Genomic DNA, 22,777 nt, shown 5'->3' with positions numbered 1-22,777 from the left:
GACGGCGTTTTTTGCAAAGTGGAACAAGACTCACTCCCGGGTCAGCAAACTCGAAAAATTGACGGTCTCATTATTTGTGGTTTCGAATTTTTCTATGCGCTAAAAACCGAGGTTTTTTATCGTTATTTAACGCCTTTATCTTATTGACAAACTGGTAATCTCTGCTGTGTAAAAAATCATCCAGGGGAATAGCATGGCAGCAATACAGGGGATTGAAGGGGTTATTAGCCAGTTACAGGCGACGGCGATGGCCGCGCGCGGGCAAGACACGCACTCGCAGTCGACGGTGAGTTTTGCTGGCCAGCTACATGCTGCGCTGGATCGTATTAGCGACAGACAGACGGCGGCGCGCGTTCAGGCGGAAAAATTCACTCTGGGTGAGCCGGGCATTGCGCTTAATGACGTGATGGCCGATATGCAAAAAGCGTCCGTCTCCATGCAAATGGGGATTCAGGTGCGCAACAAGCTGGTCGCCGCGTATCAGGAAGTCATGTCCATGCAGGTTTAAGCCAGAGCTGACAACACATCCGCAGCGAACTCCCGGGCGCTTACCTCAGTCAGCGGCGGGGGACGCGACGCCCATGCAACCAGTGCGTGATTATGTGGGCTTGTTTTTTGCGAGGCGCGCTCATTTTATTGATAGGCGGGTTGCACATTGTTGCAGAGACTTATTAAAAATAGGGTACGCCTGTTTACTGACGCCATTCATTCCTACTATTCGTTCTGGCGCTGTTGTCATTGAGTTTGCAATCCAGAATGTTCCTGCAATATATACACCGTTGCGATAATACACGGTAAATTCTTTACTAATGCCTGGAATATCTGTTTCATGGAGATCCAGTATATACCCATACGGGGACAGATTATCAGCGAGACAGCGGGCAATGACGCTCGGATGTGCATTGACCACTGTGACGGGTGAGTAACGGGCAGCGGCAAGACAGACGACTCCAATAATGGAGATGAAAATAATTTTTATCATTTTTTTGGCTTCTGCTGTGCATAAATAAATCATCACCTGATGACGTCAGTGAGTAAAAGTATTAATATCTGATAGTCTTTTATGACGTAGACGGAAAATAATAATTATTTTATATTTTGATTAAAATAACCCTGGATTTTTCATCGGCTCAGACAAAATTAAAACGGTATACGTTATATAATAGATTTATGCCACGGCGCACAAGACGACCTTGTCTGATTTCTTTTATGCGTTTTAGATTTTTGCCGGTTACGCCGTAAAAGGTCTCCCGCCGTAACGTACAGCGGGAGTATGCGCTTATTTTTGAATCAGATAACGAATTGTCGGGCCATCCTGCTGAATATCCAGCACCGTATAGCCGTGATTGCGCGCATCCAGCGGAATATTATTAATGGATTGCGGACAGTCGCTCACCACCTCCAGGATCTCACCTTTTTTTAACTGCGGCATCGCTTCCAGAGTGGCGACCGCCGGGTACGGACAAGGTTCGCCAACCATATCCAGACGGTAATCAGGGACGATATTTTTCATACAGATTCCTTAGCAGGCGTCAGCCCCGCACGGCGGAAAAAACGTTTTTCCCAGCCGATAATTAACATCAGCGCGGCAAATAATAACAGGTAGGTGACCAGCAGACCGCCCAGCGGACCAAAGGTATTCAGCAGGTTAACTTTATCCCAACTGGTCGCCAGCGCGGGCGCGAAATCATCCCAGTAGTAAGCCAGGATGGTCGAACCGATGACATTGCCGAGGCCCACCCACCAGTAATGCACCTGGCCTTCTACGGCGCGGTACATCCAGCCGGTTTCGCAGCCGCCCGCCAGCACGATGCCAAAACCGAACAGCAGTCCGCCAATGACCGCATTCGGCCCAGCCCACATAATTTTAGGTGCAACGCCCAACTGCACGTAGCTGAAAATACCAATAGCGCTGACCGCCATGCCGAAAATAATCGCTTTCGCCATATGGGCGCGTCCGGAGATCCACAGATCGCGAAAGGCCGAAGTAAAGCAGATTTGCGCGCGCTCGATCAGCAGCCCAAACCCGACGCCGAACAGCATCGCCAGCCCCAGTTTCGGCTGATGCATTGCTGTTAATAACGCCCAGCCAATCATGCCGATAAAGACCAGCATACCGAGCCTGAAACGCCGTCTTGCCTGATCCGGTTTCTGCGTCAGTGGCGAAGCCGCGGAGACCTTTTGCATTTTCACCGGTATGCGAAATATCGGCAGCAACGTAAAGCGGGCGCCGAACCAGGAGCCGATAGCGGTCGCCAGCGCAAAGAACCACGCGTGTAGGGAGAACTGCGGGATTCCGGTAAAAAAGGCGGCCAGGTTACACCCCATCGCCAGACGCGCGCCGAAGCCAGCGATCATGCCTCCGACCACCGCCTGTACGATACGGATTCGGCTGCGCGGCATACGCAGTTTTACGTTGTTGGCCCACAGCGCCGCGGCGAAACAGCCGCCGAACATGCCGAGGATCATCATGCCGTCGATACGCGTCAGCGGCGTACCCTCCAGATGAATCAGCTTGTAGTAGCCCCACTGTTCGGCATGGACGCCAAAAAGCTGCAAAATTTGCCCGCCCCAGCGGGTAAATTCGCCCGTCACGGCCCAGAACGTGCCGGTGATGCCAAAATAGTAGGTAGAGAGAATACCGGCTGCGATCACCGCAGGGGCCGGCGCCCAGAATTTAATTAACCAGGTTTGCTTGAAGTGTTGCCATGACATGTGTTTAGCCTCTGAACTCAGAAGGTGTGAAACAAGAAGTGCGCATACTACACCGATCACAGAATTTGCCTACACCTAATAAGCGGTAATACCGACTGGATCAAATTGCGGCCAGCGCCTGGAAAGGCTGGCGGCGTCAGAGCTTTAATGCCACAATTCCTCTTTCTTCTGATGCAGGATGAATGATGAAAAAAGTAGCGATCGTTGGCGCATTGCTGGTTCTGGCCGGATGCGCCGAGGTGGAAAACTATAATGATGTGGTGAAAACGCCCGCGCCGGCCGGTCTGGAAGGGTACTGGCAGTCAAAAGGCCCGCAACGTAAGCTGGTGAGCCCTGAAGCTATCGCCAGCCTGGTGGTGACTAAAGAAGGCGATACGCTGGACTGCCGCCAATGGCAGCGCGTTATTGCTCTGCCGGGCAAGCTGACCATGCTCTCCGATGACTTAACCAATGTTACGGTTAAGCGTGAGCTCTATGAGATTGAGCGCGACGGGAATACCCTGGAATATGATGGCATGACGCTGCAACGGGTCGCTCGTCCGACGCCGGAGTGCGCCGCCGCGTTAGAAAAAACGCCGCTGCCGACGCCGCTGCCGTAATTTCGCTTCCCGGCAGCGCTCTGCCGCCGGGAACGCTCATCACACGTCCTCAATGATCCACACGCTGACGCTGCCTGCGTTGCAGAAGAACGTCGCTTCGCCTTGATCATTAGTTACAACATGCTCACTGCGGTTTCCCAGAAAATCACGCCAGGTCTTGTTAGCGTAATTGTCGCCGAGCAGGAGGGTTTTTTCACCGTCGTCGCCATTGGAAAGTACGACCACACAGCCTGGATTCTCTTCAGTGCCGCTGCGACTAAAGGCGATACAGTTAGGATGATCGAAAAAGAGTGTTTGTATACCGTGCGCAAAACGCTGACGAGCGAGGATCAGCCGATCCAGTTGGTTAATCACCGGCATATCGACCCGACAGGTCTCGCCATTTTCGCCACTATCCTCATAGCTGGCACCGTATAAATCGGGATAAAACACTGACGGTACGCCGTTTTCACGAAGCAGGATCAGCGCATAGGCCAATGGTTTGAACCAGGGTTCTACCGGTGCTTCCAGCGCCTGTAACGGTTGTGTATCGTGGTTAGCGACCAGCGTCACCGCATGAAAAGGGTCGGCTTCTACCAGCGTGCCGGTGAATATGTGGCGCATGTCATACTCCGCGCCCTGGCGCGAGGCTTCATGAAATTTCATCTGCAACGGCGCGTCGAACAGCATGGTTTTCCCGTCGACCTGATCGATGTACGTTTGCAGTTTATCCACTTCATGCGACCAGTATTCTGCGACAATAAACAGCGGTTTTGGCGCAACCGCCTGTACATGCTCAATCCATTCTTTATAAAACCAGGCGGGTATATGTTTTACCGCGTCCAGGCGAAAGCCGTCACAGTGGGTTTGTTCCATGACCCAACGAGCCCAATATTTAATCTCTTCCGTAACCGCGTGATTGCGAAAATCGATATTTTCACCCATCAGATAATCGAAATTACCCAGCTCATCATCAACCTGATCGTTCCAGCCATCGCCGGTATAGTCATTGACGATCTTAAAAATGCCGTCTTCGTCGGGATTCTCGATGTGATCAATGCCGCTGAAACAGTGATAGTCCCAAATAAAGTTGGAATACTGGCCCGCGCGGGCAGGGAAGGTGTAGCGCGTCCAGCCTTCGCATTCAATGATGTTGTCATCGATTTGCGTGCGGTCATCCTGATTCACGCGCTGAACGCGAATACGTTCTTTTTCGTCTGCGCCCATTTTGTGGTTCACGACGACGTCGAGCAGCACCGCAATATTATTTTTTTTGAGCGCGTCTATCGCCGTCAGTAACTGGCGTTTATCGCCGTACTTTGTCGCGATAGTTCCTTTTTGGTCAAATTCGCCGAGGTCAAACAGGTCGTAGGTATCATAGCCAACGGAATAGCCGCCGGAGGCGCCTTTACAGGCGGGCGGTAGCCAGACCATATTGATACCGATATCATTCAGCCCATCAGCACGTTCCGCCAGCTCAGGCCAGAGTTTACCGCCGTCGGGATAATACCAGTGGAAGTACTGCAATAACGTGGGGTTTTTCATCTTCCGTGCTCCAGAAGTCGTTTAGCCGACCTCTGGAGTATGGAAGAATTTTCATACGAGACGGGAAAATATTATGAGGCGCCAGGCGCGTCTGGCACGAGTAACATACCGGAAAGACGGCCATAAGCGTTGTTGAGTGATTTTTGGCGGGTGGATTGTCCGATCAAACTGCTGAGTTCATCCAGTCGCTGTTGCAGCAGCCCTTTCAGGAGCTGCTCATTATCCAGCGTTTGTTTGATGTACCCGGCGACCATATCCTGAATACTACGCGTAATACCCGGTGGAGTTTGCTTTTCCATCACCGTTTCAATACTTTGCAGATAGGAGACCTCTTGTTGCAGTAAGAGATCCCATTCACCTCGCTGCGCAAGTTCAAGTAGCGACTGACTGAGCAGCGCAATACGCTGCCAACGGTTGATAAACTCCACGGTTGAGGTCATTAACGAGACTCCTGGAAAGATGCTTTCGGTGAAATCTGCTTCCAGGCTTCTGCAATATTGCTGAGTAACCCTTCCACTTCTTCGATGGCCTGAGCGTCGTTACGCAAATTAGCCTGCAGTAAACGGCGAATCATATAGTCGTATAGTTCGGAAAGATTCGTCGCAATCTCACCGCCTTTTTCCTGATCGAGGCCGGCTTTCAGACCGTTATCGATAATATTGATGGCTTTGCTTAACGCTTCACCTTTCGCGACAACATCGCCCTGTTCTAAAAACAGGCGAGCGCGCACCAGAGCGCTATTCGCGCCATCAAATAACATTTCAATCAACTGGTGCGGGCTGGCGCTCATCACGGCGCTTTCCACGCTGACTTGCGCATAAGCTTTGATACCGCTCGCGGTGTACATGGTGACCTCTGTTATCAGGACTTGTTCATAGCAGTAAACTGCTGACTTAGATAAGTACTGGTGTTATTCAGTTTATTCATCATGGTATCCAGCTGCGAAAACTGTGCTTTGTAACGGGCAACGGTGTCATCAATACTGGCGCTAACAGCCAGGTATTGCTTGGTCAGTTTTTTCAGCGTGGCGTTAATGCTATCCTGAGCATTGTCGATAATACCGTCATCCGCCAGATAACTTTTCACTTCGGTGGCAATTTTGGTGGTGATGCCCGTTTCTTTACCATCGCCCACTAATAACTCGCGCACAGAGGCGGTATTTTCATCCAGCGCTTTTTTAAGCTTGGTATCATCAATTTTTAGTTTGCCAGTCGTACCGTCAGATGAAATACCAATTTCATTAAGCGTTTTAAATGCGCCAGTACTACCGCCATTAGCAAACTGAGCGCGAATTCCTGTTTGAATTGTACGAACTACGCTATCGCCTATCAGCGCGCCATTGTCCTTGTCCTGAGTTTCCGCGCCGGGGTCTACTTCTTTATATTTGGTGAGCGTATTGAATGTATCAATAAGAGAATTATAGGCATCGACCCAGCCTTTAATCGCTTCAGTCGCTTTTTCATTACTCTTGGTAACGGTGACCCGCACGTCGGTAACTTTTTTAGTCAGCTCAAGCGTAACCCCCTGAGGTGCATCGGTAATTTTGTTGCTCGGACGTTCTATATCAATACCGTTCATCGTTAGTTTTGCATTCTGTGCGCTGACTAACTCTTCCATCTCTCCAGTACCAGTATTGCTATCATAGGCCAGCAAATCGTTTAGTTTGCTATCTCCTTCCACGGAGACGGTCATTTTATTTTCCAGTCCCTCTGCAGCCGTCAAAACTAAGCGATATTCCCCCTCTTTAACCTTAACAATACTGGCTGAAATGCCGCTATCTGTATCGTTAATCGCTTTGCTGATGTCATCTAGCGAGGTCTGATCTTTATTAAGCGTAATCTCCAGCGGCTCTTTACGGCCAGGCTGTTCAATTTTAATGGTACGTGTGGCAGCGGCGTCACCCAACGCTTCTTTCGTTGAGGCTATTTTCGTCGTCGTGCTTAACGACTGAGCCTGAGCCAATTGCGACACGCTAATCGTGTAAATCCCGGGCGCGGCGCCTGCTTCAGTGGATACTTTCAGATCTTCAGTGCTGCTAGTGACGTTACTGCTTCTGAACAGTTCAGCTTTGTTTAACGCGCTATTCGCGGTCTGGAATTTTTCCAGGGCGCTTTTCAACGTACCGTATGCGGTTAAGCGAGCAGTATTATCGGTTTGTTGCTGAGTGATCGGGTTTAAGCGCTTTTTTTCAGCAATAGTCAGGTTTGTCAGCAACGTATCTAGTGGTAAGCCTGAACCAACGCCCAATGATGAAAATGAAGCCATACCTGATTCCTTTTGATTGCAAACAGTAGTTAAGCGCGTTATCGGCAATCTGGAGGTAAAGTTTAATGATAATTTTATAAAAATAATGCGCGGAATAATGATGTATAAAGCGGCTATTTCGCAGGCTAAGAAAAAGATCGGGGGAAGTGAAAAATTTTCTAAAGTTCGAAATTCAGGTGCCGATACAAGGGTTACGGTGAGAAACCGTGGGCAACAGCCCAATAACATCAAGTTGTAATTGATAAGGAAAAGATCATGGCACAAGTCATTAATACAAACAGCCTGTCGCTGTTGACCCAGAATAACCTGAACAAATCCCAGTCTGCTCTGGGTACCGCTATCGAGCGTCTGTCTTCCGGTCTGCGTATCAACAGCGCGAAAGACGATGCGGCAGGTCAGGCGATTGCTAACCGTTTCACGTCTAACATTAAAGGTCTGTCTCAGGCTTCCCGTAATGCGAACGACGGTATTTCCATTGCGCAGACCACTGAAGGCGCGTTGAACGAAATCAACAACAACCTGCAGCGTGTGCGCGAACTGTCTGTCCAGGCAGCGAACGGCTCAAACTCTGGTTCCGATCTTAAATCCATCCAGGATGAAATCGATCAGCGCCTGAACGAAATTAACCGTGTCGCGGAACAAACCGATTTTAACGGGAAAAAAGTATTAAGCCAGGATGGACAGCTGACCATTCAGGTTGGGGCGAATGACGGCGAAACTATCACAATCGATCTTCAGAAAATCGATAAAACTGAGCTGGGCTTAGATAAATTAGATGTGACTAAAGGAATCGCAACCACTGTAAGCTCTGGAGCCTCGGTAGTTGGTGATGTAAAAATTGCGGCAGCTGATTTCGATAACGCAAAAACAACTGGTGGTCCGGCTGCAGATAAATTATCTCTGACAAAAGATGATAAAGGTAATTACTTTGTCAAAGATGTTACTGCGACGGCTAAATACTATGCAGCTACCGTAGATACGACAACGGGTAAAATTAGTTTTGATTCGGATAAAGATGTAACTGCAACTGCGGGGACTCCGTCAGCAGTAACTACCTTATCACGTGAAGTGAAATTTGATGGAGCAGATCTAAAAGCCGATCAGTCTTTAGTGAAATATAAAGATGATAAGGGTAAAGATCTCTATGCTATCCAAACCTTAGATAAAGACGGAAATGCAACTTTCAAATCTGTCACGTTTGCCGCGGACGGTAAAACAACAGAGGGTACTGCCGTAGACTTGGCTGCAAACGTTGATCCGCTGGCAAAAATCGATGATGCGCTTAAAACCGTTGACGCTTTCCGTAGCCAGTTGGGTGCGGTGCAGAACCGTTTTGAATCTGCCATCACTAACTTGGGCAACACCGTCAACAACCTGTCTTCTGCACGTAGCCGTATCGAAGATTCCGACTACGCGACCGAAGTCTCCAACATGTCTCGCGCGCAGATTCTGCAGCAGGCTGGTACTTCCGTTCTGGCGCAGGCTAACCAGGTTCCGCAAAACGTCCTCTCTTTACTGCGTTAATCCGGCGATTGATTCACCGACACGTGGTACACAATCAAGGCAGCGAAAGCTGCCTTTTTTAATTCCGGAGCCTGTGTAATGAAAGAAATCACCGTCACTGAACCTGCCTTTGTCACCCGCTTTTCCTGTTCTGGCTCGGCCTGCCGCGACCACTGTTGTAAGGGCTGGAAAATCACGCTGGATAAGACGACGGTCAAAAAGTACCTTACCAGCAAGGATGTAACCATCAGAGAGATTGCCAAAAATAGTATTATTCTTTTAAAGAAAGACCCAAATAACTGGGGGGAGATTAAATTACCATCTGGGACAGGAAGCTGCCCTTATCTGGATGACGATCGTTTGTGCAGGGTACAAAAAACACTGGGAGCTAAAGCATTAAGTTATACCTGCACTACGTTTCCGCGGGTGTTCCATACTTATAAAAACGAGGTACGACATTCTCTAAGCCTTGCCTGCCCGGAAGTGACAGCTCATCTTTTAAACGACCCCGATGCGGTAACACTCAATGAAAAGGCGATCATTCAGCAGAAGTACAATACCGCGCCGCTATTCTCCCCACAGCAAAAACTACTTAACTTGTTTTGCCTGAGTTTGATTAACCATGCTGCCAGCAATCCGGATGCGGCATTATACGCGTTGATCAAGTTTGTAATGTATGTGCAGAAGTTTCCCCGGATTGATGACGCTGCATTAGGGGAGATTGAGCAAGTGTATGGCACGTTAGTTTCCCAGCTGCAGTCCGGTTCGTTAACTCAGGAACTCGCTAATATTACGCCGGATAAGAAATTCAAAACATCCCTGGTACTGTTGATGCAGGATTATTTCAGGGCGCTCCCACCGAGCAGAGGAAGCTATGTCCTCGATCACTACATCCAGTGCCTTCTGCGGGTGCTGACGGCGGAAGAGGGCGTTTCAATGGAGCAGAAGGTGAGCGATATTGAGTCCTCATTTGCGCGCTGTTTACAGGCGGATGAGCAGCAGAAGAACTGGGCCTTCAGAAATTTAATTCTCTATAAAATTTGGGAAAATAATTTCCCCAACCAGCCGAATGTCGACCCGTTACGCGCGCTGTATATTATCGTGGCGGAATATGCCTTTATTAAGCTATTAACGGCAGCCAGCGTGTATGAGCGCGGGCGGCTTGAGTGGGATGACGTTACTAATATTGTGTATAGTTTTCACTCCCGCAGCCAGCATAACAGTGAGGTGGCGAAGAATTTTCATCGCCATATAGAAACGGTGCGTACTGGCGACGATCTGTCGATGATTCATCTTCTGACATAGTTTTGTTCGGGGTGGGCTTTTGCGCATCCCGTTTATCCTATCTGGCTGATTTTATTCTGCTCTTTGAGCCGCTAAAAAGGCGCTACAGGTTACATAAGTGAAATAACCCTTCTTTTATAGCCTTATTCCTTCGATAGAACCCTCTGTAGAAACGGATAATCATGCCGATAACTCATTTAACGCAGGGCTGTTTATCGTGAATTCACTGTATACCGCTGAAGGTGTAATGGATAAACACTCGCTGTGGCAGCGTTATGTACCGCTGGTGCGTCACGAAGCATTGCGCCTGCAGGTGCGATTGCCGGCGAGCGTGGAACTGGACGATCTGCTACAAGCGGGCGGCATCGGGTTATTAAATGCGGTCGACCGATATGACGCTTTGCAAGGAACGGCATTTACCACTTACGCAGTGCAGCGTATTCGTGGGGCGATGCTGGATGAATTACGCAGCCGCGATTGGGTGCCGCGTAGCGTCCGGCGTAATGCCCGCGAAGTGGCGCAGGCGATGGGACAACTGGAGCAGGAACTGGGGCGTAATGCGACGGAAACCGAAGTGGCGGAACGTCTTGGCATTCCTGTTGCGGAGTATCGTCAGATGTTGCTCGATACCAACAACAGCCAACTTTTCTCTTACGATGAGTGGCGGGAAGAGCATGGCGATAGCATCGAACTGGTGACTGAAGAACATCAACAGGAAAACCCGTTACATCAACTGCTGGAGGGCGACCTGCGACAGCGGGTAATGGATGCGATTGAATCGCTGCCGGAACGCGAGCAACTGGTGTTAACGCTGTATTACCAGGAAGAGCTCAATCTCAAAGAGATTGGCGCGGTACTGGAAGTTGGCGAATCGCGGGTCAGCCAGTTGCATAGTCAGGCCATCAAACGATTACGCACCAAACTGGGTAAGTTATAGGTCGCGCATGGTCGCACCCGAAAAGTGCCGCACAACGTATAGACTACCAGGAGTTCTCATGACGGTGCAGCAACCTAAAAGGCGGCCCTTGAGCCGCTATCTTAAAGACTTTAAACACAGCCAGACGCATTGCGCGCATTGTCACAAACTGCTCGACCGCATTACGCTGGTTCGCCGTGGCAAGATCGTTAATAAAATCGCTATTTCACAGCTGGATATGCTACTTGACGACGCTGCCTGGCAGCGGGAGCAGAAGGAGTGGGTGGCGCTGTGTCGCTTTTGCGGCGATTTGCACTGCAAAAAGCAGAGTGATTTTTTCGATATTATCGGTTTCAAACAGTATTTGTTTGAACAAACCGAGATGAGCCATGGCACGGTGCGGGAATATGTCGTGCGTTTACGACGTCTTGGCAATTACCTCAGCGAGCAAAACATTTCCCACGATCTGCTGCAGGACGGTTTTCTCGATGAAAGCCTGGCGCCATGGTTGCCGGAAACCAGCACCAGTAATTACCGTATCGCACTACGTAAATACCAGCAATATAAAGCGCATCAGCAGATTGCGCCCAGACAGAAATCCCCCTTTACCGCCAGTTCTGATATATATTAAAAAAGCATAAGATGTAGCAGAGTCGTGTTGGTGAAACGTGGCAAACCTTCTACATTAGGCTGAGTCCCCCAAAGGTTCGCGAGACGTGACGATGCGCCATGGCGGGACACAGTCTATGGTCATTAACGGCAATATTCGGGGTTACTATGAAATTAGCACTGCTGGGACGTCAGGCACTGATGGGAGTAATGGCTGTAGCGCTGGTGGCGGGAATGAGCGCGAAGAGCTTTGCCGATGAGGGTTTGCTGAACAAAGTTAAAGAACGCGGCACGCTGCTGGTAGGGCTGGAAGGTACCTATCCGCCGTTTAGCTTTCAGGGCGAAGACGGCAAATTAACCGGTTTTGAAGTCGATTTCGCCGAGGCGTTGGCAAAACATCTGGGCGTTAAAGCGTCGTTGAAGCCGACCAAATGGGACGGAATACTGGCGTCGCTGGACGCTAAACGCATTGATGTAGTGATAAACCAGGTCACGATTTCAGACGTCCGTAAGAAAAAATATGATTTCTCTACGCCTTACACTATCTCCGGCGTTCAGGCGCTGGTGAAAAAAGGCAATGAAGGCACGATCAAAACGGCGGCCGATCTGCAGGGCAAAAAAGTCGGCGTTGGGCTGGGGACTAACTATGAAGAGTGGCTACGTCAACATGTTCAGGGCGTGGATATCCGTACTTATGACGATGATCCTACAAAATACCAGGATCTGCGCGTAGGCCGTATTGACGCGATTTTAGTCGATCGTCTGGCGGCGCTGGATCTGGTGAAAAAAACCAAAGGTACGCTGGCCGTCACCGGTGATGCGTTTTCGCGTCAGGAGTCCGGCGTTGCGTTACGTAAAGGCAACGAAGACTTGCTGAAGGCGGTAGATAACGCCATTGCGGAAATGCAAAAAGATGGCACCTTAAAAGCGCTCTCTGAAAAATGGTTTGGCGCTGACGTGACCCAATAATGCTCTACGTTGCCCGGCAGGCAGTGCGCCGCCGGGCAATATCAACCTCATACTATGTCAGCAAACGGAGGCGCGTGAATCGGCGCCTTTTTTATTTCCGTTAGATCAACGTGCATAATAAAAAGAACACACCACAACGTTACCGGAGGCTCAATGCCACTACATCACTTAACGCGCTTTCCTCGCCTGGAGTTTATCGGCGCGCCGACCCCGCTCGAATACCTGCCGCGATTGTCTGATTTTCTTGGCCGTGAGATTTACATTAAGCGCGATGACGTTACGCCCATTGCAATGGGCGGCAATAAACTGCGTAAGCTGGAGTTTCTGGTGGCCGACGCGCTGCGAGAAGGGGCGGATACGCTGATAACCGCAGGGGCGATTCAGTCGAACCATGTCCGTCAGACGGCGGCGGTCGCGGCCAAATTGGGGCTGCATTGCGTCGCTTTGCTGGAAAATCCAATCGGTACCACCGCGGAAAATTACCTGACGAATGGTAATCGCCTGTTACTGGATTTATTTAATACGCAAATTGAGATGTGCGATGCGCTGACCGATCCGGATGCGCAGCTGCAAACGCTGGCGACGCGCATTGAAGCGCAAGGGTTCAGGCCCTATGTGATTCCGGTCGGCGGCTCCAGCGCGCTGGGGGCAATGGGATACGTAGAGAGCGCCCTGGAAATCGCCCAGCAGTGTGAAGAGGTCGTCGGGCTCTCTTCAGTGGTGGTGGCCTCCGGCAGCGCCGGAACGCACGCCGGGTTAGCTGTCGGGCTGGAACATCTGATGCCGGATGTCGAACTGATTGGCGTGACCGTTTCACGTTCTGTCGCCGAGCAGAAACCCAAAGTGATTGCCTTACAGCAGGCTATTGCCGGTCAGCTGGCGCTGACGGCGACGGCGGATATTCATTTATGGGATGACTATTTTGCCCCGGGGTACGGCGTGCCAAATGACGCGGGGATGGAGGCGGTGAAACTGCTGGCGAGCCTGGAGGGGGTGCTGCTGGATCCGGTATATACCGGCAAAGCGATGGCGGGTCTGATAGACGGCATCAGCCAGAAACGCTTTAACGATGACGGGCCGATTCTCTTTATTCACACCGGTGGGGCGCCTGCGCTGTTTGCCTACCATCCTCATGTATAACCTCCAGGTAATCAACGCGAATGCAAGAAAGTATCCAACTGGTTATTGAATCGCTGCCGTATTTGCTTAAAGGTGCCGTCTTTACCCTGCAACTGAGTATTGGCGGTATGTTTTTTGGTCTGCTGCTGGGATTTGTGCTGGCGCTGATGCGGATGTCTCCGCTATGGCCGGTTCGCTGGCTGGCGCGCTTTTATATCTCGATTTTTCGCGGTACGCCGCTTATCGCCCAGTTATTTATGATCTATTACGGCCTTCCGCAATTTGGTATTGAGCTGGACCCTATCCCGGCGGCGATGATTGGTTTATCGCTCAATACCGCGGCTTACACGTCCGAGACGCTGCGCGCGGCGATCTCGGCTATCGACAAGGGACAATGGGAAGCGGCGGCGAGCATTGGCATGACGCCGTGGCAAACGCTACGTCGCGCTATTTTGCCGCAGGCCGCTCGCGTTGCGCTTCCGCCGTTGAGCAACAGCTTTATCAGCCTGGTGAAAGATACGTCGCTCGCCGCGACGATCCAGGTGCCGGAGTTGTTCCGCCAGGCGCAGTTAATTACCTCGCGAACGCTGGAGGTGTTTACCATGTATCTGGCCGCGTCGTTAATCTACTGGGTAATGGCGACCGTCTTATCGGCACTGCAAAACTATTTTGAAAACCAGCTTAACCGCCAGGAGAGAGAGCCAAAATGAGTGCGATCGAAGTCACCAACCTGGTCAAAAAATTTCATGGTCAAACGGTGCTGCACGGTATCGACCTTGAGGTGGAGCCCGGAGAAGTCGTCGCCATTATCGGTCCGAGCGGCTCAGGGAAAACAACGTTATTACGCTGCATTAACCTGCTGGAACAACCGGAAGCGGGCACCATTAAAGTGGGCGATATTATCATCGATACCGCCCGCCCATTCAGCCAGCAAAAAGGGTTGATTCGCCAGCTACGTCAGCATGTCGGCTTTGTCTTTCAGAGTTTTAACCTGTTCCCGCATCGTACCGTGCTGGAAAATATCATTGAAGGTCCGGTGATTGTAAAGGGAGAGCCGAAAGCCGAGGCGACGGCGCTGGCGCGGGAACTGTTAGCCAAAGTCGGGTTGGCCGGTAAAGAGACCCGTTATCCGCGCCGCCTGTCGGGCGGGCAACAGCAGCGCGTGGCGATTGCGCGTGCGCTGGCGATGCGCCCGGAAGTGATTCTGTTTGATGAGCCCACGTCGGCGCTTGATCCTGAATTAGTCGGCGAGGTGCTTAATACGATTCGCCAGCTGGCGCAGGAAAAGCGCACGATGGTGATCGTCACTCACGAAATGAGCTTTGCGCGTGACGTGGCTGACCGGGCAATATTTATGGATCAGGGGCAAATCGTTGAGCAGGGGCCGGCGAAAACCTTGTTCGCCGATCCTCAGCATCCGCGTACCCGCCAGTTCCTTGAGAAATTTTTAGTGAAATAATACCTTTTCAACGCTCGCCCGAATTAGCCGCGCCTTGGGCGAGCGCAATGAATAATTATGAAGTCATTCTGCCAGATTATTAACCTCGCTCTCTGGCGGAAGCCGAAAAACTGTAATGCCGCTCAAGTATTCTACGTTTCGTCCGATATTTCTTATATATAAACGCTATTTATGTGTTAATTTAAGTCATTCATAATAATGATTATCAATATCAAAGGCGTGACCATAAAATATGCAGGAAAATGATTTCTTCACCTGGCGACGCGCAATGTTGTTACGCTTTCAGGAGATGGCGGCAGCAGAGGATGTTTATACTGAATTGCAATATCAGACACAGCGGCTGGAATTTGATTATTATGCCCTGTGTGTTCGTCATCCCGTCCCCTTTACCCGGCCTAAAATATCGCTTCGTACCACTTATCCTCCGGCGTGGGTAACGCATTACCAGTCCGAAAACTATTTTGCGATCGATCCGGTATTAAAGCCGGAAAATTTCAGGCAGGGTCATTTACATTGGGATGACGTGCTATTTCATGAAGCGCAGGCAATGTGGGATGCCGCTCAGCGTTTCGGATTACGCAGAGGCGTAACCCAGTGTGTGATGTTGCCGAACCGGGCGCTGGGCTTTTTATCTGTTTCCCGTAGCAGTTTACGCTGCTCCTCATTTACCTACGATGAAGTGGAACTGAGGTTGCAACTGCTGGCGCGGGAGAGTCTTTCGGCGCTGACAAGACTTGAAGACGACACGGTGATGGCGCCTGAGATGCGTTTCAGTAAACGTGAGAAAGAGATTCTGAAGTGGACGGCGGAAGGGAAGACCTCATCGGAGATCGCCATTATTCTGTCGATTTCTGAAAATACCGTTAACTTCCATCAGAAAAACATGCAGAAGAAATTCAATGCGCCAAATAAAACACAGATTGCCTGCTACGCTGCGGCGACAGGTCTGATATGACGTGCTGACGATGCTTCGCGCCAGACGCGAAACCGGCTGAAAGCGATGCTAACAGCCGGTTTTTTACTACTGGCGGTAAGCCTGTTTAATTTGCTTAACCGTACTGGAAAATACCGCCGCTTGTGCTTCATCATCCATCTGCGCGATCTGTTTTTCCATTTTAAGAATCACGCGCCCTGCATCGGCCTGGCCCATCGCCTGCAGCATCAGCGTTAACATGGCTTTCAGGCAGTTGACTTCAGTAGCCAGTTCTTGATTATTCTCAGCGGTGGAAAAATCAGGCGTACTCATTTATTTTCCTCGTTATGTTTCAGTGAAAATGTGCGATAGCAGATGTTAAGGCGGCGGAGTATACCATAAGCTACGCTAAAAATAGCAGTGGTTGTTTTTTGATCAAGAAGCGGAAGGTTTACCCACAAAATAAACGTTGCCGCGCGATGCATATATTTTCTTCATTCTTTGTTTATTACGCGTATTTCATTCGTTAATTATTGTTACAAAGTTGATTCCCTAATTAGTGTTTAGACAGCGGAACGTGAAATTTTTGTCACCATTATGAAATGACAGCCCGGAACAGCGCCGCCAGAAGGGGCGACAACGTTGGCAGTTTCCGCATGACGTACAACATAATTTCCAAAAACGAGAGCAAAATCGAATACCCGGTGTTTTTTTACGTTTCAAAGTTGAGATAAAACCAGCTAATATAAGGACGATTAACTATCAGTAGCGTTATCCCTATTCTGGAGATATTCCTTTGATCAACGTTCTTCTTGTTGATGACCACGAACTGGTGCGCGCAGGGATACGACGCATTCTTGAAGATATAAAGGGCATTAAAGTTGTCGGTGAAGCGTGCTGCGGAGAGGATGCGGTAAAATGGTGCCGTACTAACGCCGTTGACGTCGTGCTGATGGATATGAACATGCCCGGTATTGGCGGCCTTGAGGCGACGCGTAAAATTGCCCGATCGACAGCGGATATCAAAGTGATCATGCTGACCGTCCATACGGAGAACCCGTTGCCCGCCAAAGTGATGCAGGCTGGCGCAGCTGGCTATCTCAGCAAAGGCGCTGCGCCTCAGGAGGTGGTGAGCGCTATTCGTTCGGTGTATTCCGGACAACGTTATATCGCCTCCGATATCGCTCAGCAGATGGCGCTCAGTCAGATCGAGCCTGCAAAAACGGAAACGCCGTTCGCCAGTTTGTCTGAACGCGAGTTGCAGATTATGCTGATGATCACCAAGGGTCAGAAGGTCAATGAGATTTCAGAACAGCTGAATCTCAGTCCTAAAACGGTGAACAGCTATCGCTATCGTATGTTCAGTAAATTAAACATTCATGGTGATGTTGAGCTGACTCACCTGGCAATCCGCCATGGCCTGTGTAATGCGGAGACGTTAACAAGCCAGTGAGTGAAATGTTTGACGCAAAAGCGTTTTTGAAAACCGTTACCAGCCAACCCGGCGTCTATCGTATGTATGACGCCGGCGGTACGGTTATTTATGTCGGTAAAGCAAAAGACCTGAAAAAGCGTCTTTCCAGCTACTTTCGCAGCAACCTGGCTTCGCGTAAAACTGAAGCGCTAGTTGCGCAAATTCAACACATTGATGTCACGGTAACGCATACCGAAACGGAAGCGCTGCTGCTTGAGCATAATTACATCAAGTTGTATCAACCGCGTTACAACGTGTTGTTACGTGATGATAAATCCTATCCTTTTATTTTTCTGAGCGGCGATACCCATCCGCGTCTGGCGATGCACCGTGGCGCCAAACATGCGAAAGGCGAGTACTTCGGTCCATTTCCTAATGGCTATGCCGTGCGGGAAACGCTGGCGCTGTTACAGAAAATTTTCCCTATCCGCCAGTGCGAAAACAGCGTGTATCGCAACCGCTCGCGTCCTTGCCTGCAATACCAGATTGGCCGCTGCTTAGGCCCATGCGTTGCCGGACTGGTCAGCGAGGAGGAGTACACGCAACAGGTGGAGTATGTCCGGTTGTTTTTGTCCGGCAAGGACGACCAGGTCTTAACACAGCTGATTGCCCGGATGGAAAAGGCCAGCCAGGATCTGGCATTTGAAGAGGCGGCGCGTATTCGCGATCAGATCCAGGCGGTACGCCGGGTCACGGAGAGACAGTTTGTCTCCAATGCGGGCGACGATCTCGACGTTATCGGCGTGGCTTTTGATGCGGGTATGGCCTGTGTGCATGTGCTGTTTATTCGCCAGGGTAAGGTGCTGGGTAGCCGCAGCTATTTTCCAAAAGTGCCTGGTGGTACGGAACTGGGCGAAGTGGTGGAAACCTTTGTCGGGCAGTTTTACCTGCAGGGTAGCCAGATGCGCACGCTACCGGGCGAGATACTGCTCGATTTTAATCTTAGTGATAAAACGCTGTTGGCCGACTCGTTGTCGGAACTTGCCGGACGGCGTATTCATGTCCAGACAAAACCGCGCGGCGATCGCGCCCGTTATCTCAAGCTGGCGCGGACCAACGCGGCAACGGCCTTAATCACTAAACTCTCGCAGCAGTCCACCATCACGCAGCGTTTGACTGCGCTGGCGGCGGTATTAAAACTTCCTGCGATCAAGCGGATGGAATGTTTTGACATCAGCCATACCATGGGGGAGCAAACGGTCGCATCCTGTGTGGTATTTGACGCTAACGGGCCGTTACGCGCCGAGTATCGTCGTTATAATATCGCGGGCATCACGCCGGGTGATGACTACGCGGCGATGAATCAGGTGCTACGTCGGCGTTATGGCAAGGCCATAGAAGAAAGTAAGATTCCGGACGTTATTCTGATCGACGGCGGAAAAGGGCAGCTCGCCCAGGCGAAAGCCGTTTTCGCTGAGCTGGATGTTCCCTGGGATAAGCATCGCCCTTTGCTGCTCGGCGTCGCCAAAGGCGCGGACAGAAAGGCTGGTCTGGAAACACTCTTTTTTGAACCAGAAGGCGAGGGGTTTAGCCTGCCGCCGGACTCGCCGGCGCTGCATGTTATTCAGCATATTCGCGATGAGTCGCACGATCACGCGATCGGCGGGCACCGTAAAAAACGCGCGAAGGTTAAAAATACCAGTACGCTGGAAACTATTGAAGGCGTTGGACCTAAACGTCGCCAGATGCTGCTGAAATATATGGGCGGTTTGCAAGGACTACGTAACGCCAGCGTAGAAGAAATTGCAAAAGTGCCGGGTATTTCGCAAGGTCTGGCAGAAAAGATCTTCTGGTCGTTGAAACATTGAGGCCACTGTAGCAACATAGGGGTAATTTCACTGACAACAGATAGTTACCCGTCACTATGCAATTTAATATCCCTACGTTGCTCACGCTGTTTCGCGTCATCCTGATTCCATTCTTTGTCGTGGTGTTTTATTTGCCGTTCGCCTGGGCGCCGATGGTCAGCGCGCTGATTTTCTGTATTGCCGCTATTACCGACTGGTTTGACGGCTTTCTGGCGCGACGCTGGAACCAGAGTACGCGTTTCGGCGCTTTCCTCGACCCCGTCGCCGACAAGGTGCTGGTGGCGATCGCCATGGTGCTGGTCACCGAGCATTATCATAGCTGGTGGGTGACGTTACCTGCGGCGACGATGATAGCCCGCGAAATTATTATCTCTGCTCTGCGTGAATGGATGGCGGAGCTGGGCAAACGCAGTAGTGTAGCGGTCTCCTGGATCGGTAAAGTCAAAACTACCGCGCAGATGGTGGCGCTGGCGTGGCTCTTGTGGCGTCCGAATATCTGGGTAGAGTATGCCGGGATCGCGCTTTTCTTTGTCGCAGCGGTACTAACGTTGTGGTCCATGTTGCAATATTTGAGCGCTGCACGCGGAGATTTGCTTGATCAGTGATCGTTTCGCCGCAAATTTCAGCAAACGATCGTGAGTGACGAAAAATATCGTTGACTCAGTGCGTCAGGTAAGTAGAATGCAACGCATCGAACGGCAGCACTGATTGCCAGACGATAACAAAATCAAGTGATTAACAAAGTTGCTTGATACTGCGGGAATAGCTCAGTTGGTAGAGCACGACCTTGCCAAGGTCGGGGTCGCGAGTTCGAGTCTCGTTTCCCGCTCCAGTTTAAAAGCATTGGCGTAAAGCGGATGCTGGCTGAAAGCCAAAAAAATTTGGCGCGTTAACAAAGCGGTTATGTAGCGGATTGCAAATCCGTCTAGTCCGGTTCGACTCCGGAACGCGCCTCCAATTTTTCCCGAGCCCGGATGGTGGAATCGGTAGACACAAGGGATTTAAAATCCCTCGGCGTTCGCGCTGTGCGGGTTCAAGTCCCGCTCCGGGTACCATGGGAAAGACAAGAATAATCAAAGCAATAAGCAGTGTCGTGAAACCACCTACGGGTGGTTTTTTTGTGCCTTCAGTTTGTATGCCGACCGCGAGCGTGAACTCTCCAGCGCGATACACAGTAAAAAAACACCGGTAGCGGCATTTCTGCCAGTACAGTAGTTATCGTGCTACCGACCCGCAAGAACTTATGCCTGGTAAATACTAAACGTCGGGTAAATCAGCCGATAAAATCCATTAATCTCTATAAAAAATGCTGATATGTTTTATGCCTGCTTTATTAAAGAGAGTAGGTCTGCCAGTGAAATATACCGATAATGCAAAATTATTTATTAGCTTCATTAATATTGGGATTGTAGGTTGCACTTTTCTACTTTTTTTTATTTTGCATGAGCCTGATAGTGCAATCGTAACCTACTCTCTTCCAGGTGAGCTTTCCTCTTCGACATGTGATGCGCGTAATTTTATTGGCTACGTCGATGCAAATGATTTTGCCGAGTATATAAAAACAGTAGAACTGACGCGCTACAGTATGTATTGTCTGAAAAAAACAGGGGCGGGTCAGTGGAGTATTTATGCAGATTAAACGAGTATATAACTGTTCAGGGGTATTTTCTGTACAATTTAATTAAAGGTAGATAGCGGGCTAATATTCATCGCAAGGTAATGTGATCCGCATCATGCTTTAATCACGTTTTGCAATATTGTCTTAATAACGGGTCAACTATAGATAATTTCGGGTTTCGTGAATGGTGGTTTTGGTCAGTCTCTATATTATGCTTTCCCCGTTTTATGGCGATGATGATGCAAAAGAAAACCTGGGTCGTTTTATTGATGCCATTGTGCCTCACCGCTTGCCACCAGACGACCTGCCGATCAACAGCCAAATATGAAATTCTCGCAGGGAGCTATATTGACCCGACAAAACACGCTTTCCGTTAGCGGATTATTCACAGTCGGTTGATAAATGGATACCTCCGGACTCGGCTGATTACACTATTCCGGTTATTGATAGTGCAACCCAACAACGCTACTTTAGCGCACTAAAATCTCATTATTTCGGAATGGACAGTGAAGCTCACTCGCCGTGGAATAGTTTTTATATTACCGCGTTGCTGAAAAAAAGCGCAGCACAGGCGCGGGATGCCAGTATTAAGCAGTTTCTTAGCAACGGCAGTGCTTATTGGGGGGAAAACTTCAGACTTTATACCTCTCACTGGAAAGCGGGAGTTAGAGGGAATACGGATACGCAGATTGACAATATCTATCATGCCTCCCGGCGAGGCATTATGGTCAGAGAAAGTTTAGTCAGAGCGCTGCCAACGGATGATCCGCTCTTTAACGATCCCCGTCAGGCGGGCGAGGGGTACCCGTTTGATAATTTACAAATGTCTTCGCTGCGTCCCGGTACGCCGGTCTATACGCTGACGGAGAACAAAGACCAACGCTGGCAATATGTCGTTTCACCAGCGGTAACAGGCTGAGTTCATAGTGAAGATATTGCCAGTGCGGATCAGAAATTTATAACACAGTGGGTTTTACTTGCTCACAAGCAACTGGGGGCATTTATCAACGCGCCGGTTTCTGTCCATGCCGCAGGCGTCTATTATTTCACCGGGCGGCCGGGCACTATTTTACCGTTCCGACATCAACGGGCGGGCCAGTTTCTGATTGCGGCGCCAGTTCGCGACAGCAACGGTCGCGCGTTTATCCATTGGGTCTGGCTAAGCGGTAACGAGTTTACGGCTATGCCGTGGAAAATATCGCCGTGCTAATAAAAGCAATGCACGGCGCCCCCTACGGTTGGGGAAATTTTAACTTTTATAATGATTGTTCAGCCGAAGTCCGCAGCCTGTTAATGCCGTTTGGCATATTCCTGGCCAGACATTCATCCGCGCAGGTAGAAGCTGCTGGACGGGTAGTCGATCTTAGAGCCTATCCCATTAGGGCTATTTTACTTGCCATTTTGGTCCTGGGCAGTGCTCAAAATCCTCACGTACTACGTGTACGCTCCGTTTTTTGCGCGCTGTCCGTATCCAAACTGGCTGCGCCAATAACGCCTGGTGGGATAGGCTCTTAGTCATAAAAATCCCCAAATGCGGATCGATTATCTCACCAGATACGGAAAACCGTTTACTACGCTGGTCTATATTCCAGGGCATATTATGCTGTATATCGGTAACACAAGCATGAATGGACAGGTCGTGCCGGTCACTTATCAGAATATCTGGGGATTGCGCCCAAACCATGCTAATAGCCGGAGCATTATCGGTGAGGCGGTATTTTTGCCGTTACTGCGTTTTTATCCTGAAAATCCTGAACTGATATCGCTGGCTGGTAAGGTTCTGTTTCAGCTTGGTTATATATACCCTTCATACTTCAAGTCGCTTATGTGTTGGCTACGGATTACTCGGCCCATCCATGGGCCTCGCCCTGACGGGCCGTCGCACGCGACGTTCAAATCTGCTCCCGGCAGATTTGTCGCTCACCCCAGTCACATAGTTATCTATGCTCCTGGGGACTCACTCCCTTGCCGCCTTTAAGCAACTCGAATTATTTTGGGTATA

The 22,777-nt window shown here is 50.1% G+C and carries 25 protein-coding genes, 3 tRNA genes and 2 pseudogenes; 21 read left to right on the top strand and 9 right to left on the bottom strand.

Annotated features, from left to right (window positions below; genetic code table 11):
* The first annotated feature begins 193 nt into the window (after nt 1–193).
* Entirely contained in the window at nt 194–508 is a 315-nt protein-coding gene (gene fliE, locus ACLD11_RS11085) for a flagellar hook-basal body complex protein FliE (protein ID WP_000719037.1), read from the top strand.
* Between the two features lie 120 nt (nt 509–628).
* Here the strand turns inward: fliE and ACLD11_RS11080 are convergent, their stop codons facing one another.
* The 3 genes from ACLD11_RS11080 to yedE form a co-directional block, all read right to left on the bottom strand.
* Nucleotides 629–1,015, bottom strand: a complete 387-nt coding sequence (locus tag ACLD11_RS11080) for a hypothetical protein (RefSeq protein ID WP_077944706.1) — start codon at nt 1,013–1,015, stop codon at nt 629–631.
* Nucleotides 1,016–1,279: 264 nt separating this feature from the next.
* The gene (yedF, locus tag ACLD11_RS11075; protein WP_000790504.1) at nt 1,280–1,513 is read right to left on the bottom strand and encodes a sulfurtransferase-like selenium metabolism protein YedF; all 234 of its coding nucleotides are present in this window, start codon (nt 1,511–1,513) and stop codon (nt 1,280–1,282) included.
* A complete protein-coding gene (yedE, locus tag ACLD11_RS11070; protein WP_001531105.1) occupies nt 1,510–2,715 on the bottom strand; it encodes a selenium metabolism membrane protein YedE/FdhT in 1,206 nt (401 codons plus the stop codon). The genes yedF and yedE overlap by 4 nt, the downstream gene beginning before the upstream one ends.
* 185 nt (nt 2,716–2,900) lie before the next feature.
* On the opposite strand from yedE, the gene yedD reads away from it, so the two are divergent.
* A complete protein-coding gene (yedD, locus tag ACLD11_RS11065) occupies nt 2,901–3,314 on the top strand; it encodes a lipoprotein YedD (RefSeq protein WP_000754694.1) in 414 nt (137 codons plus the stop codon).
* Between the two features lie 39 nt (nt 3,315–3,353).
* Here yedD and amyA read toward each other — a convergent pair whose 3' ends face one another.
* From amyA to fliD, 4 genes are all read right to left on the bottom strand, one after another.
* Nucleotides 3,354–4,838, bottom strand: a complete 1,485-nt coding sequence (gene amyA / locus ACLD11_RS11060) for an alpha-amylase (protein WP_411014906.1) — start codon at nt 4,836–4,838, stop codon at nt 3,354–3,356.
* 71 nt (nt 4,839–4,909) lie between these two features.
* Nucleotides 4,910–5,278 carry a flagella biosynthesis regulatory protein FliT gene (gene fliT / locus ACLD11_RS11055; protein WP_000204899.1) on the bottom strand — a complete coding sequence of 123 codons (369 nt, stop codon included), beginning with the start codon at nt 5,276–5,278 and terminating at the stop codon, nt 4,910–4,912.
* Nucleotides 5,278–5,685 (bottom strand): flagellar export chaperone FliS, encoded by a 408-nt coding sequence (gene fliS / locus ACLD11_RS11050; protein WP_000287764.1) that lies wholly within the window; start codon nt 5,683–5,685, stop codon nt 5,278–5,280. The genes fliT and fliS overlap by 1 nt, the downstream gene beginning before the upstream one ends.
* 14 nt (nt 5,686–5,699) lie before the next feature.
* Nucleotides 5,700–7,103 carry a flagellar filament capping protein FliD gene (fliD, locus tag ACLD11_RS11045; RefSeq protein ID WP_031605229.1) on the bottom strand — a complete coding sequence of 468 codons (1,404 nt, stop codon included), beginning with the start codon at nt 7,101–7,103 and terminating at the stop codon, nt 5,700–5,702.
* Nucleotides 7,104–7,358: 255 nt separating this feature from the next.
* On the opposite strand from fliD, the gene ACLD11_RS11040 reads away from it, so the two are divergent.
* The 9 genes from ACLD11_RS11040 to sdiA all read left to right on the top strand — a co-directional run bounded on the left by ACLD11_RS11040 (nt 7,359) and on the right by sdiA (nt 15,917).
* A complete protein-coding gene (locus ACLD11_RS11040; protein ID WP_411014905.1) occupies nt 7,359–8,627 on the top strand; it encodes a FliC/FljB family flagellin in 1,269 nt (422 codons plus the stop codon).
* A 78-nt stretch (nt 8,628–8,705) separates the two neighbouring features.
* Nucleotides 8,706–9,911 (top strand): flagellin lysine-N-methylase, encoded by a 1,206-nt coding sequence (gene fliB, locus ACLD11_RS11035; protein ID WP_411014904.1) that lies wholly within the window; start codon nt 8,706–8,708, stop codon nt 9,909–9,911.
* A gap of 196 nt (nt 9,912–10,107) precedes the next feature.
* Nucleotides 10,108–10,827, top strand: a complete 720-nt coding sequence (locus tag ACLD11_RS11030; RefSeq protein ID WP_001087453.1) for an RNA polymerase sigma factor FliA — start codon at nt 10,108–10,110, stop codon at nt 10,825–10,827.
* A gap of 58 nt (nt 10,828–10,885) precedes the next feature.
* Entirely contained in the window at nt 10,886–11,437 is a 552-nt protein-coding gene (gene fliZ / locus ACLD11_RS11025) for a flagella biosynthesis regulatory protein FliZ (protein ID WP_183060134.1), read from the top strand.
* Nucleotides 11,438–11,583: 146 nt separating this feature from the next.
* Nucleotides 11,584–12,384, top strand: coding sequence for a cystine ABC transporter substrate-binding protein (tcyJ, locus tag ACLD11_RS11020; protein ID WP_000761631.1), 801 nt, complete (start codon nt 11,584–11,586; stop codon nt 12,382–12,384).
* Between the two features lie 153 nt (nt 12,385–12,537).
* Complete coding sequence (gene dcyD, locus ACLD11_RS11015; protein WP_411012182.1) at nt 12,538–13,524, top strand: D-cysteine desulfhydrase; 987 nt, start codon at nt 12,538–12,540, stop codon at nt 13,522–13,524.
* A gap of 20 nt (nt 13,525–13,544) precedes the next feature.
* On the top strand, nt 13,545–14,213 hold the full coding sequence (tcyL, locus tag ACLD11_RS11010) for a cystine ABC transporter permease (protein WP_001158238.1): 669 nt from the start codon (nt 13,545–13,547) through the stop codon (nt 14,211–14,213).
* On the top strand, nt 14,210–14,962 hold the full coding sequence (gene tcyN, locus ACLD11_RS11005) for an L-cystine ABC transporter ATP-binding protein TcyN (RefSeq protein WP_411014903.1): 753 nt from the start codon (nt 14,210–14,212) through the stop codon (nt 14,960–14,962). Before tcyL ends, tcyN begins: the two co-directional genes overlap by 4 nt.
* A 232-nt stretch (nt 14,963–15,194) precedes the next feature.
* Nucleotides 15,195–15,917, top strand: coding sequence for a transcriptional regulator SdiA (gene sdiA / locus ACLD11_RS11000; RefSeq protein ID WP_183060132.1), 723 nt, complete (start codon nt 15,195–15,197; stop codon nt 15,915–15,917).
* A 66-nt stretch (nt 15,918–15,983) separates the two neighbouring features.
* On the opposite strand, the gene ACLD11_RS10995 is transcribed toward sdiA, so the two are convergent.
* Both ACLD11_RS10995 and ACLD11_RS10990 read right to left on the bottom strand, forming a co-directional pair.
* A complete protein-coding gene (locus ACLD11_RS10995) occupies nt 15,984–16,208 on the bottom strand; it encodes a DUF2594 family protein (protein ID WP_000106483.1) in 225 nt (74 codons plus the stop codon).
* A complete protein-coding gene (locus ACLD11_RS10990; RefSeq protein WP_411014902.1) occupies nt 16,205–16,360 on the bottom strand; it encodes a hypothetical protein in 156 nt (51 codons plus the stop codon). Before ACLD11_RS10990 ends, ACLD11_RS10995 begins: the two co-directional genes overlap by 4 nt.
* A gap of 311 nt (nt 16,361–16,671) precedes the next feature.
* Between ACLD11_RS10990 and uvrY the strand changes: the two genes are divergently transcribed.
* The 10 genes and pseudogenes from uvrY to ACLD11_RS10940 all read left to right on the top strand — a co-directional run.
* On the top strand, nt 16,672–17,328 hold the full coding sequence (uvrY, locus tag ACLD11_RS10985) for a UvrY/SirA/GacA family response regulator transcription factor (protein WP_000611323.1): 657 nt from the start codon (nt 16,672–16,674) through the stop codon (nt 17,326–17,328).
* Nucleotides 17,325–19,157, top strand: coding sequence for an excinuclease ABC subunit UvrC (uvrC, locus tag ACLD11_RS10980; RefSeq protein WP_411014901.1), 1,833 nt, complete (start codon nt 17,325–17,327; stop codon nt 19,155–19,157). Before uvrY ends, uvrC begins: the two co-directional genes overlap by 4 nt.
* Before the next feature lie 56 nt (nt 19,158–19,213).
* Nucleotides 19,214–19,762: a CDP-diacylglycerol--glycerol-3-phosphate 3-phosphatidyltransferase gene (pgsA, locus tag ACLD11_RS10975; RefSeq protein ID WP_001160192.1), complete on the top strand. Its 549-nt coding sequence runs from the start codon at nt 19,214–19,216 to the stop codon at nt 19,760–19,762.
* A gap of 151 nt (nt 19,763–19,913) precedes the next feature.
* Nucleotides 19,914–19,989, top strand: a tRNA-Gly gene (locus ACLD11_RS10970).
* A 51-nt stretch (nt 19,990–20,040) separates the two neighbouring features.
* Nucleotides 20,041–20,114: transfer RNA gene (locus tag ACLD11_RS10965), tRNA-Cys, on the top strand.
* An 11-nt stretch (nt 20,115–20,125) separates the two neighbouring features.
* Nucleotides 20,126–20,212: transfer RNA gene (locus tag ACLD11_RS10960), tRNA-Leu, on the top strand.
* Between the two features lie 251 nt (nt 20,213–20,463).
* Nucleotides 20,464–20,796 (top strand): hypothetical protein, encoded by a 333-nt coding sequence (locus ACLD11_RS10955; protein ID WP_183060130.1) that lies wholly within the window; start codon nt 20,464–20,466, stop codon nt 20,794–20,796.
* A 163-nt stretch (nt 20,797–20,959) separates the two neighbouring features.
* Entirely contained in the window at nt 20,960–21,103 is a 144-nt protein-coding gene (locus tag ACLD11_RS10950; protein ID WP_259468490.1) for a hypothetical protein, read from the top strand.
* Nucleotides 21,045–22,137, top strand: a pseudogene (locus ACLD11_RS10945) (SH3 domain-containing protein); the annotation flags it as partial. The gene ACLD11_RS10950 and the pseudogene ACLD11_RS10945, both read left to right, overlap by 59 nt.
* 148 nt (nt 22,138–22,285) lie before the next feature.
* Nucleotides 22,286–22,576 (top strand): annotated as a pseudogene (locus ACLD11_RS10940) (cell wall hydrolase); the annotation flags it as partial.
* Nucleotides 22,577–22,777 lie beyond the last annotated feature (201 nt).

It is taken from the genome of Salmonella sp. 741265116_PST (assembly GCF_046567715.1).
GTDB lineage: Bacteria > Pseudomonadota > Gammaproteobacteria > Enterobacterales > Enterobacteriaceae > Salmonella > Salmonella enterica.
The sequence above is the reverse complement of the archived record's forward strand: the minus strand, read 5'-3'. Positions and strand labels throughout refer to the sequence as shown.